Genomic DNA, 15,081 nt, shown 5'->3' with positions numbered 1-15,081 from the left:
GGACCCCCTCGACGCACGTCCGACCCGCTGGAGCGATCATGACGACCGAGACCCCCGTTGCCACGACCACGCCCTACGACCCGACCCGCTTCAAGGCCGTCTTCGAGGGCACGTACACCTACGCGAACGGCTTCGCCCGGAACGTCCACCGCTTCGCCGATCGACGGGCGCTCCGTGATCCGGTGACCGACCGGTCATGGACGTACGCGGAACTCGGTGCGGCCGTCGACCGCGTCGCCGGCTGGCTGGTCCGGCACGGTGCCGTCCCGGGTGCCGTGGTGATGGCGGAGCTCACCAACGGCCCGGAGTTCGCGATGCTCTACCTGGCGTGCCATCGCATCGGAGCGGTGTTCTCGCCGACGAACTTCCGGCTCGCACCGGCGGAGGTCGGGTACATCGTCGACGACGCCCGCCCGGTGGTGCTCGTGCACGACGCCGCGCGGAGCGTCGAGATCGCTGAGGCGCTCGGTCTCGCCGACCACGTCCCGGGCACGGTCGTCGTCGTCCCCGAGACCACCATCAGCACGTGGACACCGGCGCAGGATCGCGTGCTGTTCGACGACCTGCTGTCGGCCGACCCGGTGACCCGGTCGGAACTCGACGTGGTCGACGAGGAGCACCCGCGGAGCACCTACGACGAGACCACGCGGCTCTACACGTCGGGTACCACCGGCCGGCCGAAGGCCGTACCGCTCCCGAGCCTCGTCGAGGTCCTGAGCGCCCACGACGTGATCATGCACTTCCCGCTGACGCCGTTCGACCGGACGCTCAACATGTCGCCGCTGTTCCATCGCGGCGGGCTCTACTCCGGCGGCCCGAACCCCGTGTTCTACGTCGGCGCCGAGCTCGCGACGCTCCGGCACTTCGATGCCGACACCGTGCTCGACCTCGTGGAGTCCGAGCAGCTGACCTTCCTGATCGGCGCACCGACGAACCTCGTTCAGCTCGCCGACGCCCAGGAGCGACGGCCCCGCGACCTCAGCACGCTGAACGGCGTCGTGACGATGGGCGCACCGCTCGACCGGGCTGCCGCCCTCCGGTTCCAGACCCTGCTCACGCCGCGGATCTTCAACGGGTACGGCACCACCGAGACCTTCTGGAACACGTTCCTCCGCCCGGAGGACTTCCCGGACGGCGCCGGGTCGACCGGCCGTGCATCGACCGACGACGACGTCGCGGTCGTGCAGGTGTACCAGGACCGTCTCGCGAGTCCGACCGACACCGTGGCCAAGGACGGCACCGAGATCGGCGAGTTCGCCGTCCGTACCGTGAAGTCCGGGTACTCCTATCGGAACGCCGAGCTCGAGGCGGAGCGGTTCTCCGGCGGGTGGTTCTACCCCGGCGACCTCGCGACGTGGGACCAGCACGAGCGGGTGACCATCGTCGGCCGGAAGGACGACATGATCATCTCCGGCGGTGAGAACGTCCATCCGGTGCAGGTCGAGGCCGTGCTCCAGGAGCACCCGGGAGTGGCCGACTCGGTCGTCGTCGGGGTGCCGGACGAGCGCTGGGGCCAGGTCGTCGTCGCGTACGTCGTCCGGAAGGGAGACGGACTCCCCGCGACGGACGAGGGTGCCGCCGCCGAGCTCGAGCGGTTCGCGGGGGCACACCTCGGACTCGCGCGGTACAAGCGCCCGCGCCTCTACCGGTTCGTCGACGAGGTCCCGTACAACGCGACCGGCAAGAAGGTGCACTACCTCGCAACGGCGACGGCGACCGCCGACCACGCGTCGGGCCTGCTCATCGCCCCGTAGCCGGGCGGCGCCGGTCGTGTCGGACTGGAGGCACGCCCCGCCCCCGCCCCGCTGCCCACGCGGTCCTGTCGGTTTCCGGGCACAACGACACACGACCCGCGAACCGCGCGCGATCGTGTCGCTTTCCGGGGAAAGCGACACGGCTCACCGGCACCCGTTCGTGTACCCCCGGCGGGACTCGAACCCGCAACTCAGCGATGTTGAGTCGGACCCGATGACCGTTCGTGTACCCCCGGCGGGACTCGAACCCGCAACTCAGCGATTTTAAGTCGCACGCCTCTGCCAGTTGGGCCACGGGGGCGGACGCGACCAGCCTACTGAACCGCGCCGGCGGGGCGGATCTGCACCGTGCCTCCAGGCCGGCCCGGACCAGGGCTGCCGGAACGCCGAGAGGCGACCACCCCGGAACGGGACGGCCGCCTCTCGGACGGTCGGGATCGACTACTCGGCCTTGACGCTCTCGGTGGCCGGGGCCTCAGCGGGCTCGGCCACCGGCGCATCGGCCTTCGGCGCATCGGCCTTCGGGGCGGTCTTCTTGGCCGCCGGCTTCCGGGCCGGAGCCTTCTTGGCAGGCGCAGCGTCGGTGTTCGGCGTGGCAGCCTCGGCCTTGGCCTTGTCGGCCTCCTTGTCCGCGGCGGACTTGTCGGCGGGGTTGCCGTAGGCCGGCCCGGTGGTGGAGGCGTCCTGCGGGGAGCCCTCCTCCGGCTGCGGCGGCTTGGGCCGGGAGGCGAACGTCTCGAAGGCGGCACGCGGGGTCTCGCGGTCGTCGAGCGAGACGATGTCGCGGCCGAGGAACATGCCGCCGACCCAGTCGCCGACCACGCGCAGCTTGCGCTCCCACGACGGCATCGCGAGGCCGTGGTAGCCGCGGTGCGCACCCCAGGCGAGGAAGCCCTTCATCGCGAACTTGCCGGACTGGAACACGCCGATGCCGACACCGAGACCAGCGACCGCACCGAGGTTCTCGTGCTTGTAGTCCTGCGGGCTCTCGCCACGGAGCGTCGCGACGACGTTCTTCGCGAGCTGCTTGCCCTGGCGGACGGCGTGCTGGGCGTTCGGGACGCACATGCCGCCGACGCCACCACCGGTGAGGTCCGGCACGGCTGCGACGTCGCCGCAGGCCCACGCCCCCTCGATGACGCCGTTGTCGTCGACGATGCGGAGGTCGGGCTGCACGCGGATGCGGCCGCGGGCCTCGAGCGGGAAGTCGGTGCCCTTGACCATCGGGTTCGCCATGACACCGGCGGTCCAGATGATGAGGTCGGACTCGACCGTGATCTTCTCGCCGTCCTTCGGTGCCATCTCGCACACGCCGCCGACCGCGGACGCGAGCTGCGTGTCGAGGTGGACGTCCGCGCCGCGCTGGGCGAGGTTCTTGAGGACCCAGTAGCTGGTCTCGAGGGAGACCTCGGGCATGATGCGGCCCATCGCCTCGACCAGGTGGAAGTGGGTGTCGTCGAACGAGATCTGCGGGTAGTTCTTGAGCAGTGCCGTCGCGAACGAGCGGAGTTCCGCGAAGATCTCGATGCCGGCGAAGCCACCGCCCACGACGACGACGGTCAGGAGCCGGTCGCGCTCCGGGCCGGCCGGCAGGTTCGCCGCCTTGGCGAAGTTGGTGAGCAGCTTGTCGCGGATCGCGGCCGCTTCCTCGATGGTCTTGAGGCCGATCGCCTCGTCGGCGACACCCGGGATCGGGAAGGTCCGCGACACGGCACCCGCGGTCATGACCACGGAGTCGTAGGTCTCCTCCCACGGCTCACCGACCTCCGGTGTGATCGTCGCGGTCTTCGTCGCGTGGTCGACCTTGGTGACCTTCGCGGTGATCACCCTGGTCTTCGTCAGGTGACGGCGCAGTGCCACGACCGCGTGCCGCGGCTCGATCGAGCCCGCGGCGACCTCCGGCAGGAACGGCTGGTAGGTCATGTACGGCAGGGGGTCGACCACCGTGACGTCTGCCTCGCCCTGACGGAGCCACTTCTCGAGCTTCCAGGCGGTGTAGAAACCGGCGTAACCGCCGCCGACGATGAGGATCTTGGGCACGTGGGTGATCTCCTTGAGTGGGGGTTGGCCGGGAATCAACTTACTCCTCGCCGCCATCCGCCCCGACTCCGACGTCTGCAGGGACGTCGTACGCCTGGCAGTCGCAGCGGGACGGGCTCCACGAGCAGCGCTCGAGGGCGAGGTCGCCGATCGGGTTGACCCCGGGACCGGCGGAGAGGCTGTGTCCGACGAGCGCGTGCAGGCACTTGACGCGAGTGGGCATGCCACCCGCCGTGATCCCGGCGATCTCCTCGACGTGCTCAATCGATTCGCGATCCGCCAGGTACGCGTCATGCGCGCCCCGGTAGGCCTCGGCGACGGTGTCGTCCTCGAGCAGCGCGGCGAGCTCGGGCATGACCTGCGTCGCTTCGAGCGTCGACACGGCGGCCGTCGCGGCCGGGTGCGTCAGGTAGTAGAGCGTGGGGAAGGGTGTCCCGTTCCCGAGCCGGGGTTTCGTGGCGACGACCGTGGGGGCTCCGCAGACGCAGCGCGCCGGGATGCCGATGACGTCGCGCGCCGGACGACCGAGCTGTGCGGAGACGATGGCGACGTCACGCTCGGACGGCGGATCGAACGGAGGAGTGCCCACGGGACGTCAAGCGTACCGGACCCGGTGGGCGGCTACTTGCTGGTGCCGGTCCCCGAGACCTCGGGCTCCACGAGCTCGGACGAGGTCTGGTCGGACAGCCCGGACTTGAGCACCGACGACATCATCGCCGACACCCAGTCCACCTTCGGTGTCTGGACCTCGGTGCTGACCGGGGTCCCCGCGTCGGTGGTCGTGGTCGTGGTCGCGCCGGAATCGGTGGACCTGCCGTCGGCGCCGATCACCAGGTAGCTGGTCTCGCCCGGGTACACGTAGAGCAGACGGTCACGGGCCTGCGCCTCGATGTACGCCGGGTCGTCCCACCGCGCGACGTCCTTCTTCTTCGTGGCGACGTCCGCCTTGGCCGCGGCCACCTGCTCCTGCTTGGCAGCGATCTCGTGCTGCTGCTGGATCAGCGTGCGGAGACTCGGGGCGAGCACGACCACGAAGAGCACGACGATGCCGAGCATGACGACGCTGAACCCGGAGAACCGCATGTTCCGGAGCCACCCGGTCTGGGTGCTCTCGGTCGTGGGCATCGAGACGGGCACACGACGGATCCGGGGACGGGGACTCCGGGAGTTGGTCGAGGGCATGGTCCGACGATAACCCGGCCGCGGGTGCAGTCGGTGCAGCGGCACGGCGGCTGGGCGCACACTCAGGCGGCAGCTCCGGCAGCTCCGGCAGCCCAGGCAGCTCCGGCAGCTTCGGCAGCTCCGGCAGCTCCGGCAGCCCAGGCAGCTCCGGCGGGGCACAGGGCGGACAGGACACGGGGCAGGCGGGGCGAGGCGGACCCGCGCGGACGTGCAGAACGGCCGTCGCGCCTCCCGTCCGACAGGAATCGCACGTCCCAAGGGACATCCGGTTCGGACTGGAGGCACGGCGGCCGTTCGGAGCGCCGGCCCGCGCCGTGCGGGCCGGTGCTCCGATGCTCCGGTGCTCCGGTGCTGCGCTCCCTACAGGTGCGCGCTCCGCGGGAACGCCGAGCGCCCCGCGTACACGGCTGCATCGCCCAGTTCTTCCTCGATGCGGAGGAGCTGGTTGTACTTGGCGACGCGGTCCGACCGTGCCGGGGCACCGGTCTTGATCTGTCCACCGTCGACCGAGACCGCGAGGTCGGCGATCGTCGTGTCCTCGGTCTCACCGGAGCGGTGCGAGAGGATCGCGGTCATGCCGTTGCGCTGCGCGAGGGAGACGGCGTCCAGCGTCTCGGTGAGCGTCCCGATCTGGTTGACCTTGACGAGGATCGAGTTCGCGGCCTTCTCGGCGATGCCCTTGGCGAGCCGCTTCGGGTTCGTGACGAAGAGGTCGTCGCCGACGATCTGCAGCTTGTCGCCGAGCTGCGCGGTGAGGTGGGTCCACCCGGCCCAGTCGTCCTCGTCGAGGGGGTCCTCGATGGTGACGAGCGGGTAGTCGTTCGCGAGGCCGACGAAGTACTCGGTGAACTCCTCGCTCGAGAGCTGCTTGCCCTCGAACGTGTACTTGCCGTCGGAGAAGAACTCCGACGAGGCGACGTCGAGGCCGAGCGCGATGTCGGTGCCGGGCCGGAAGCCGGCCTTCTCGATCGCGGCGAGCAGGAAGTCGAGCGCGGCGCGGTTCGAGGCGAGCTCGGGTGCGAATCCGCCCTCGTCGCCGAGGCCCGTCGCGAGCCCGTGCTTCTTCAGCTCGCCCTTGAGCGCGTGGTAGGTCTCGACACCCCAGCGGAGGGCCTCGGAGAAGGACTCGGCGCCGTGGGGCACCAGGAAGAACTCCTGGATGTCGACGTTGGTGTCCGCGTGGGCACCACCGTTGACCACGTTGATGAGCGGCACCGGCAGGGTGTGCGCGTTCGGGCCGCCGAGGTAGCGGAACAGCGGCAGGTCGGCCGAGTCGGCGGCGGCGCGGGCGACGGCGAGCGAGGCACCGAGGATCGCGTTCGCGCCGAGGCGGGACTTGTTCTCGGTGCCGTCCAACTCGATGAGCGCAGCATCGACGAGGCGCTGGTCGGTCGCGTCGAAGCCCTCGAGCGCCGGGCCGATCTCGTCGAGCACGGCGTCGACGGCCTTCAGCACACCCTTGCCGCCGTAGCGCTTGGCGTCACCGTCACGCAGCTCGTACGCCTCGAACGCGCCGGTCGAGGCGCCCGAGGGGACGAGCGCGCGCGAGACCACGCCGTCATCGAGGAGCACCTCGACCTCGACGGTCGGGTTGCCTCGGGAATCGAGGACTTCACGGGCTCCTACGGCGTCGATCAATGCCACTGGGTACTCCTTACAAAGCGGTTGTGGTGGTTGGACGAATCCGGGACCGATCCTAGCGAGCGCGGGTTGCCTGGCGCTGGCCGGGGTCGGCCCCTGTGGAGAACGGTCGGTTCAGGTGAGCGGCTTGAAGTCGAGGTCCGTCGCGCTCGCTGTGTCGGCCGACACGCTCGCGAACGACCCGTAGCCGCCGGCGACGAGCCCGGCGAGCAGGTTCTTCATGTTCTTCGTACGACGCTCGAGCCGCACTCGGGCGTGATCGACCATCACCTCGCGCTTGATCGTCGCGAGCACGGCGGGGTCGACGTCGCGGTCGAACACGAGCGCGACGGCGTCGGTGGTCTGCGCGTCGGGGATCGTCACGAGGTCGACGAGTCGCTCGAACCCGAGCGAGAAGCCGACCGCCGGCACGTCCTGCCCGAGGAACCGCCCGATCATGCCGTCGTAGCGCCCACCGCCGCCGAGGCTGTACGCGTAGTCGGGGTGCGCGACCTCGAAGATGGTGCCCGTGTAGTACCCCATGCCCCGGACGAGTGTCGGGTCGAAGCGCAGGTCGACGTCCGGCAGTGCCTCGCGGAGCGACAGCAGGTCGGCGAAGGCCGCGGCGTCGAGCCACTCGGCGCCCGTGACGCTGTCCCAGTCGGCGGTCGCGAGGGCGGTGAGTGTGTCCTGGAGCCCCGCGGCGTCACGGCCGGTGAGGCTCGGCAGCCCGACGAGCTCGCCGGCGACTCCGGCGGCACCGATCTTGTCGAGCTTGTCGACGATCACCAGCGCGTGCGGGGCGTCCGCGTCCGACACCCCCCACGTCCCGAGGAGCGCGGTCAGGATGCGCCGGTCGTTGATGCGCACGAACGTGCCCTGCACCCCGAGTGCCGCGAGCGCCTCACCCGTCGCCTGGACGAGTTCGATCTCGGCGAGTCGCCCAGGCTCGCCGAGGACGTCGATGTCGCACTGCACGAACTGGCGGTAGCGCCCCTTCTGCGGTCGCTCGGCGCGCCAGACCGGGGCGATCTGGACCGCACGGAACACCGTCGGGAGCTCGGCCCGGTGACTGGCGTAGAAGCGGGCGAGCGGGACGGTCAGGTCGAAGCGGAGGCCGAGGTCCGCGAGCTCCAGCGGTGCCGTCGCCGCGTGCAGGTCCTCGGTCGTGATTCCGCGGCGCATCACGGCGAACGCGAGCTTCTCGTTGTCACCCCCGAGCCCGGCGTGCAGGCGCGACGAGTCCTCGACCACGGGCGTCTCGATCTCGTCGAAGCCGTGGTGGGCGTACACGCCGCGGATGACACCGAGCGTGTGCTCGCGCCGCGCCTTCTCTGCCGGGAGGAAGTCCCGCATGCCGCGGGGAGCCGTCACGAGGGTCGCCATGGGTCCATCCTCCCAGACGTCGGACCAGCGTCCGGATCCGGGGTTGCACTCCCCGCGATCGACTGATACATTGAATGCACAACAACAAACGTCGGTTCGATCGGACGCCTGATCCGTCTGAACGAACCGATCGTGGTGACGGCGTGCTGCAGTTCGTCCCACGATCCGAGCGGTGGTCGCTCGGCATACCTCCCCTGGATGCCGGACCCTGCTCGGCGGGTGCCCGTCTTTTTCGGGTTAGACGGGCACCCGATCCCCCACGGTCCGGCAGCATCCCTGCGCCGGACCGTGGGGCCTTCCGTCTCGTGCGGTCCGGTTGCCCATCCGCCGGATCGCGCGGATCCACTGCGAGGCCATCAGACGATCCCGACGTCCCCACGCCGCCGCTCACACCGTCGACACCGAACGGAGTCAGGTCGCCGCCGACACCGAACGGAGTCAGGTCGCCGCCGACGCCTCCGCCGCCGATGCCTCCGCTGCTCGCGCCTGCTGCTCCAGCGCCGCGACCGCGCCGCGGAGACTGGCCACGGGGTCGATCCCCCGCTCCCGGGCCTCCGCGATCCGCGCGAGTTCGGCCGCACCCCACCCCGGGTCCACCGCGCCGCGCCCGTCCGACCCGTCCGTGACCCCGGGCACGACGGCCGCGTCGACCGACGTCGCCGCGACTTCGTCGAGCACGCCGCTGCCGATGCCACGTTCCTCGACGCGTTCGAGGAGCTTCACCGCGCGCTCGAGCGGGGGCATCGCATGGGGCACCCCGTCGAACGCGCTGACCCTCGCGGCCTTCTCGGCGGACTTCGCCGCCCGCCAGACCCGGACGACGTCCTCGAACGTGTCCGCCCGCTCGGTCCCGAACACGTGCGGGTGCCGCCGCACCATCTTCTCGCGCACGTGCTCCGCGACGTCGGCGAGGTCGAACTCGCCGGCACGAGCGGCGATCCCGGCGTGCAGGACGACCTGGTAGAGCACGTCGCCGAGCTCCTCGCGGATGTCCTCCGGATCACCGGTGTCGATGGCGTCGACGAGCTCGTAGGACTCCTCCACGGCGTAGGTCGCGAGTGACGCGTGCGTCTGCGCCCGGTTCCACACGCATCCGCCCGGGTCGAGCAGCCGGTCGACGACGGTCACGAGTGCGCGCAACGCATCATCCGCGGTCTGGTCGGTGTACGGGTCAGCCATGCTCCATCGTCCCACCGCCGACCGTTCGACGCTCGGCCGACCCGGAGCGCGCCGGACCACGACGCAGACCGGCACGAGGACGAGGGCCCATCGCGTATGATGTATTCCGGCGCGTCGGGAAGTCTGGTCGACATCAGACCACGTCGACCCCGAAACATCGGAGCACCATGCCCGCAGTCTTCCGCTCGGAGCGGTTCAGCGCCGTCGCCCTCCTCGTCGCCGCCGTCCTCGGCCTCGTCGTGGCCAACTCCCCTCTCGGGCACGGACTCGAGACCGCGCTCGCGTTCCACACCCCGTGGGGGGCGGTGGGCCTCGACCTGTCGATCTCGCACTGGATCAGCGACGGTCTCCTCGCCGTCTTCTTCTTCCTGGTCGCCGTGGAGCTGAAGCACGAACTCGTGGTCGGCGAACTCTCGAACCCCAAGACCGCCGTGATCCCGGCGATCGCCGCCGTCGGTGGCGTCGTCGTGCCCGCCGGTGTGTACCTGCTCGTCACGCAGGGTTCCGGCTTCGAGCACGGCTGGCCGATCCCGACGGCGACCGACATCGCCTTCGCACTCGGCATCCTGGCCATGTTCGGCAAGGGGCTCCCATCGACGCTCCGCGTGTTCCTCCTTGCGCTCGCCGTCCTGGACGATCTCATCGCGATCGTCATCATCGCGGTGGTGTTCGCCCACGACACCGACTTCTGGGCACTCGGTGGCGCCGTCGTCGCCCTCGCGGTGTTCTGGGTGGTCGCCCGTCGCCTCCGCACCGGCCGTGCTCGCGAGGGTCGGAACCAGACCCTGTTGATCGTCCTGCTGGTCGTGCTCGGCATCGTCAGCTGGTGGCTCGTGTACCACTCGGGCGTGCACGCGACGATCGCCGGGGTCGCCGTCGGCCTGCTCCTGCCCCGGAAGCCCGGACACCTGGCCTACGACCGGATCGAGCCGTTCTCGAACGCGATCGTGCTGCCGCTGTTCGCGTTCGCCGCGGCCGCCGTCACGATCCCCGCCGTCGGCATCGGCGAGCTGTCCCCGACGTTCTTCGCGATCGTGCTCGCACTCCCCGTCGGCAAGGTGATCGGCATCACGCTCTTCGGCGGGATCGCCTCCCGCCTCGGCCGGTCGCCGGATCGTCCGACGCTCGGGCTCGGCTCTGTGGCGGCGGTCGGGGTCCTCGGCGGGATCGGGTTCACGGTCTCGCTCCTGATGAACGAGCTCGCGTTCGCCCGGAGCGCGGACATCGTCGACGAGGGGACGCTCGCCGTCCTCGTCGGGTCCGGCATCGCGATGGTCGCCTCCGCCATCGTCGTCACGCTCATGGCGCGGAAGGCCCGGAGGGTCGCGGAGCCGGCCACGTAGCGGACGGGAGGGACGGGTCGGCCTGGCACCGTCCCTCCAGTCCGTCCGCCCGTCGCCCCCGCGAAACGCAACCTCGGCCGCTTCTCGCAGAGACATACCCCTGCGAGAAGCGGCCGAGTTGGTGTCTTGCGGACGGCTAGGCCGTAGCAGCCTCCGGCACCGTCGCACCGTAGATCGCGGTGAGGATGCCCTCGACCCAGAGGATCAGCTCGGCGTCGGGCAGCGGCTCGCCGTGCGGACGGGGCATCGGGATGCTCGTGGCGTTCTGCTGCGCGAACCACCTCGCGCCCTGGAACATCCGCGTGAGTCGCACCTGCATCGAGTCCGCGAGCTCCTTGCCCGACACGCGGAGGTTCGACCCCATCACGACGACGTCGCTCAACCCGACCTGCTGGGCCATCCGGCGGAGCTTGGACACCTCGATGAGCGTCGACACGGGCTGCGGCGGCGCGCCGTACCGGTCGGTGAGCTCGTCGAGGACCATGGCGATCGCGTTCTCCTGCGACGACGGCGAGGACGCCGCGGAGAGCTTCTGGTAGGCCTCGAGCCGGAGCCGCTCACTCTCGACGTACTCCTCGGGGATGCGTGCATCGACGGGCAGCTCGAGCCGCAGCTCGGTCTGCCCCTCGGCCACGTCGCCGCGGAACTGCCCGACCGCCTCGCCGATCATCCGGAGGTACAGGTCGAAGCCGACCCCCGCGATGTGCCCGGACTGCTCGCCGCCGAGCAGGTTCCCGGCACCGCGGATCTCGAGGTCCTTGAGCGCGACCTGCATGCCCGCACCGAGCTCGTTGTTCGCAGCGATGGTCTCGAGGCGGTCCTGCGCGGTCTCGGACAGCGGCTTGTCGGCGTCGTAGAGGAAGTACGCGTAGCCGCGTTCACGACCACGCCCGACACGACCGCGGAGCTGGTGCAGCTGCGAGAGCCCGTACTTGTCGGCGCGGTCGATGATCAGCGTGTTCGCGTTCGCGATGTCGAGGCCGGTCTCGATGATCGTCGTCGACACGAGCACGTCGAAGCGACGCTCCCAGAAGTCCACCATGACCTGCTCGAGTGTCGTCTCGGCCATCTGTCCGTGCGCGACCGCGATGCGTGCCTCGGGGATGAGCTCGGCGAGGTGCGCCGCGACGCCCTGGATGTCCTTGACGCGGTTGTGCACGTAGAACACCTGGCCCTCGCGCAGGAGCTCCCGACGGATCGCCGCAGCCACCTGCATGTCCGACTGCGGACCGACGAAGGTCAGGATCGGGTGCCGGTCCTCGGGCGGCGTGGCGAGCGTCGACATCTCGCGGATGCCCGTCACCGCCATCTCCAGTGACCGAGGGATCGGCGTGGCGCTCATCGCGAGGACGTCGACGTTCGTCTTGAGCTTCTTGAGCTGGTCCTTGTGCTCGACCCCGAACCGCTGCTCCTCGTCGATGATGACGAGCCCGACGTCCTTGAACTGCACGCCCTGCGAGAGGATCCGGTGCGTGCCGATGACGATGTCGACCGTGCCGTCGAGGAGCCCCTTCATGGTCTCCTTCGACTCCTTCTCCGTCTGGAAGCGACTGAGCGCCCGCAGGTGCACCGGGAAGCCAGCGAATCGCTCCTGGAACGTCTCCATGTGCTGACGGACGAGCAGCGTCGTCGGCACGAGCATCGCGACCTGCTTGCCGTCCTGCACGGCCTTGAACGCCGCGCGGATCGCCACCTCGGTCTTGCCGTACCCGACGTCGCCGGAGAGCAGGCGGTCCATCGGGATCGGCCGCTCCATGTCGGCCTTGATCTCGTCGATCGTGGTGAGCTGGTCGGGCGTCTCCGCGAACGGGAACGCCTCTTCGAGTTCGCGCTGCCACGGGGTGTCCGGGCCGAACGCATGGCCTTTCGACGCCATCCGTGCGGAGTAGAGCTTGACGAGCTCGACAGCGATGTCGCGCACGGCCTTCCGCGCCTTGCCCTTGGCCGCCGCCCAGTCGCTGCCGCCCATCTTGGACAGCGACGGAGCCTCGCCGCCGACGTACCGGGACAGCTGGTCGAGCTGGTCGGTCGGGACGTAGAGCTTGTCGCCCGGGTACCCGCGCTTCGACGGCGCGTACTCGAGCACGAGGTACTCGCGGCTCGTCTTGACCGCGTTCCGGCCGCCCGAGCTGACCTCGCGCGAGGTGAGCTCGAGGAACTTGCCGATGCCGTGCGTGGTGTGCACGACGACGTCGCCCGCCTTGAGCTGCATCGGGTCGACGACGTTCTTGCGGCGGCTCGCGAGCTTCTTGACCTGGCGGGCGCCCTGCTGCGCGGTCCGCCCGTAGAACTCCGCCTCGCTGAGCACGAGGATCCGCGGGTCGGACAGGGCGAACCCGTGCTCGACGCTTGCGGTCGTGACGAGGACCACCCCCGGCTGCGGCGGCTCGGTGACGGCCTCGGCGCGCGCGTCGGCTCCGGCGTCGACGAGCACCTGCACGGCGCGGTCGACGAGCCCGGTGCCCTGCGCCGTGACGACGACCGCCCAGCCGTCCTTCGCGAGGTCGACGACGTGGTCGACAGCACCGTCGGCGCTGCCGGCGAAGCTCGGGACGGAGACCGCGGGGACCCGGATGTAGTCGCCGGCGGACTCGACGGCGCGCTCGATGGCGTCCTGCGCGCGGTGCGCCTGCTGCTCGGCATCGTCCGCCCCGGACTCCCCCGCGCCCGCGGCGGGCTCGAGGTCGGCCCCGGAGTCGAACGGCGACACCGACCACCAGATGCGGTCGCCGCGGGTGGCCTTGAGCGCCCCGAGGGACAGGAAGTTGCCGGCGTCGAGATCGATGGGTGCCTGGGCCCCGGCGACCGCGGCACTCCACGCGGCCTGCAGGAACTCCTGGTTGGTGTCCGCGAGGCTCTTCGCGCGGGCGATCACCCGTTCGGGCGAGAACACCGCGACGCTCGCGGAGGTCGGCAGGTAGTGCGTGACCGGAACGAGGTTCTCGACGAGCGCCGGGGCGAGGGACTCCATGCCCTCGACCGGGATCCCCTCGGCGACCTTGGCGAGCATCTGCCCGAGGTTCGGGAACTCGTGCAGCATCTCGCGCGCGCGCTGCCGGACGCCCTCGGAGAGGAGCAGTTCGCGGCTGGCGGTGAGCGTCACCTCGCCGATGTCGTCGTCGGTGGAGCGCTGGTCGGCCACGCTGAAGGCCTTGATGCCGTCGATCTCGTCGCCGAAGAAGTCGACGCGGACCGGGTGGTCGGCGGTCGGTGGGAAGACGTCGAGGATGCCACCGCGGACGGCGAACTCCCCGCGGCGCGACACGAGGTCGACTCGGGCGTACGCGAGGTCGACGAGCTGCCCGGCGAGGTCCGTCAGGTCGTTCCCGCGCGAGTTGGTGCGGAGGACCAGCGGTGCGAGCGCGGTGAGGTTGTCGGCGATCGGCTGGAGCGCGGCACGGACGCTCGCGACGACGATGATCGAACGCGGCGGCTCGGCCCCGGGACCGCCCGCGGCGACCGCGTCCATCGCCGCCTGGAAGTCCGCCATCCGACGGAGGGTCGCGATCCGTGTGCCGACGGTCTGCGCGCTCGGACTGAGGCGCTCGTGCGGCAGGGTCTCCCACGCCGGGAACTCGAGGACGTCGGCGTCGGGTGCGTAGCAGTGCACCGCGTCGCGGACGGCCTCGGCCTCACGACCCGTCGCCGTGATGACGAACGCGCACTGCGGACCGTTCCGCTCCGCGAGGAGAGCTGCCAGGAGTGGGACCCGGAGGCCGTCGACCACCGAGAAGTCGGCGTCGCGCGCTGCGGCGCGCAGGACGCGATCGAACGCGGAGGCGCGCGAGAGCGCAGGGATGATGCCCGAGATCGTCACTGTTGCAATGGTACCGGCCGCCACCGACAGGCGGACGGGAGGGACGGTGCGGCCTGGCACCGCGCCTCCAGTCCGTCAGGCCGCGCTCGCGGAACGCCACCTTGGCCGCTTCTCGCAGAGTTGTATCTCTGCGCCGAGCCGCCAACTTGGTGTTTTGCGGAGGGGGTGGGGCGTCAGGCCGGGGCGTGGAAGCGCTGCTGCGCGGCGACGAGGCCGTCCGTCGCGATCGCCTCGACGGCATCGGCCGCCTCGGCGAGGAGGATCGGCAGCGACTTCTTCTCGGTGGGGGTGAAGTCGCGGAGCACGAAGTCCGCCGCGTCCTGACGACCGGGCGGGCGACCGATGCCGACCCGGACCCGGGCGAACTCGTTCGTGCCGGATGCCTTGATGATGTCGCGGAGGCCGTTGTGCCCGCCGTGGCCGCCGTTCCCCTTGAGTCGGAGCGTGTCGAACGGCAGGTCGAGCTCGTCGTGCACCACGACGAGGTCGGCGGGGGTCAGGCTGTAGAAGTTCAGCAGGGCGGCGACGGGGCCACCCGAGGTGTTCATGAACGACGCGGGTTTCGCGAGGACGAGCCGCGGTCCGCCCGGTGTCGTCCGCCCCTCGGCGACGAGCGCGGGGGTCTTGTGCTTCTTGAACGCGGCGCCGATGCGGGAGCCGAGTTCGTCGAGCACCATCTGGCCGACGTTGTGGCGATTGCCGGCGTAGTCGGGCCCGGGGTTCCCGAGCCCGACCACGAGCAGCATGCGATCAGCCACGA

10 protein-coding genes and 1 tRNA gene are annotated in these 15,081 nt (G+C 70.5%); 2 read left to right on the top strand and 9 right to left on the bottom strand.

All coding sequences use genetic code 11. The annotated features are described in order from the left end of the window. Nucleotides 1-38: 38 nt before the first annotated feature. Complete coding sequence (locus tag ASF23_RS09255; protein WP_055952180.1) at nt 39-1,754, top strand: class I adenylate-forming enzyme family protein; 1,716 nt, start codon at nt 39-41, stop codon at nt 1,752-1,754. Nucleotides 1,755-1,981: 227 nt separating this feature from the next. On the opposite strand, the gene ASF23_RS09250 is transcribed toward ASF23_RS09255, so the two are convergent. The 7 genes from ASF23_RS09250 to ASF23_RS09220 all read right to left on the bottom strand — a co-directional run bounded on the left by ASF23_RS09250 (nt 1,982) and on the right by ASF23_RS09220 (nt 9,161). Further along, nucleotides 1,982-2,055: transfer RNA gene (locus tag ASF23_RS09250), tRNA-Leu, on the bottom strand. A 140-nt stretch (nt 2,056-2,195) separates the two neighbouring features. Next, on the bottom strand, nt 2,196-3,794 hold the full coding sequence (locus tag ASF23_RS09245; RefSeq protein WP_082473983.1) for an NAD(P)/FAD-dependent oxidoreductase: 1,599 nt from the start codon (nt 3,792-3,794) through the stop codon (nt 2,196-2,198). A gap of 40 nt (nt 3,795-3,834) precedes the next feature. Beyond that, nucleotides 3,835-4,383, bottom strand: coding sequence for a DUF501 domain-containing protein (locus ASF23_RS09240; RefSeq protein ID WP_055952174.1), 549 nt, complete (start codon nt 4,381-4,383; stop codon nt 3,835-3,837). A 32-nt stretch (nt 4,384-4,415) separates the two neighbouring features. After that, nucleotides 4,416-4,976, bottom strand: a complete 561-nt coding sequence (locus ASF23_RS09235) for an FtsB family cell division protein (protein WP_055952172.1) — start codon at nt 4,974-4,976, stop codon at nt 4,416-4,418. A 360-nt stretch (nt 4,977-5,336) separates the two neighbouring features. Continuing rightward, on the bottom strand, nt 5,337-6,620 hold the full coding sequence (gene eno / locus ASF23_RS09230) for a phosphopyruvate hydratase (protein WP_055952170.1): 1,284 nt from the start codon (nt 6,618-6,620) through the stop codon (nt 5,337-5,339). A 111-nt stretch (nt 6,621-6,731) separates the two neighbouring features. Beyond that, nucleotides 6,732-7,982 (bottom strand): histidine--tRNA ligase, encoded by a 1,251-nt coding sequence (locus tag ASF23_RS09225; protein ID WP_055952167.1) that lies wholly within the window; start codon nt 7,980-7,982, stop codon nt 6,732-6,734. A gap of 438 nt (nt 7,983-8,420) precedes the next feature. Then, the gene (locus ASF23_RS09220; RefSeq protein ID WP_055952164.1) at nt 8,421-9,161 is read right to left on the bottom strand and encodes a MazG family protein; all 741 of its coding nucleotides are present in this window, start codon (nt 9,159-9,161) and stop codon (nt 8,421-8,423) included. Between the two features lie 167 nt (nt 9,162-9,328). Between ASF23_RS09220 and nhaA the strand changes: the two genes are divergently transcribed. Beyond that, complete coding sequence (gene nhaA / locus ASF23_RS09215; RefSeq protein ID WP_055952161.1) at nt 9,329-10,504, top strand: Na+/H+ antiporter NhaA; 1,176 nt, start codon at nt 9,329-9,331, stop codon at nt 10,502-10,504. 136 nt (nt 10,505-10,640) lie between these two features. Here nhaA and mfd read toward each other — a convergent pair whose 3' ends face one another. Further along, the gene (gene mfd, locus ASF23_RS09210; protein WP_055952158.1) at nt 10,641-14,321 is read right to left on the bottom strand and encodes a transcription-repair coupling factor; all 3,681 of its coding nucleotides are present in this window, start codon (nt 14,319-14,321) and stop codon (nt 10,641-10,643) included. Nucleotides 14,322-14,494: 173 nt separating this feature from the next. Further along, entirely contained in the window at nt 14,495-15,067 is a 573-nt protein-coding gene (gene pth, locus ASF23_RS09205; protein ID WP_082473982.1) for an aminoacyl-tRNA hydrolase, read from the bottom strand. Nucleotides 15,068-15,081 lie beyond the last annotated feature (14 nt).

Source organism: Curtobacterium sp. Leaf261 (assembly GCF_001422205.1).
Taxonomy (GTDB): domain Bacteria; phylum Actinomycetota; class Actinomycetes; order Actinomycetales; family Microbacteriaceae; genus Curtobacterium.
The sequence above is the reverse complement of the archived record's forward strand: the minus strand, read 5'-3'. Positions and strand labels throughout refer to the sequence as shown.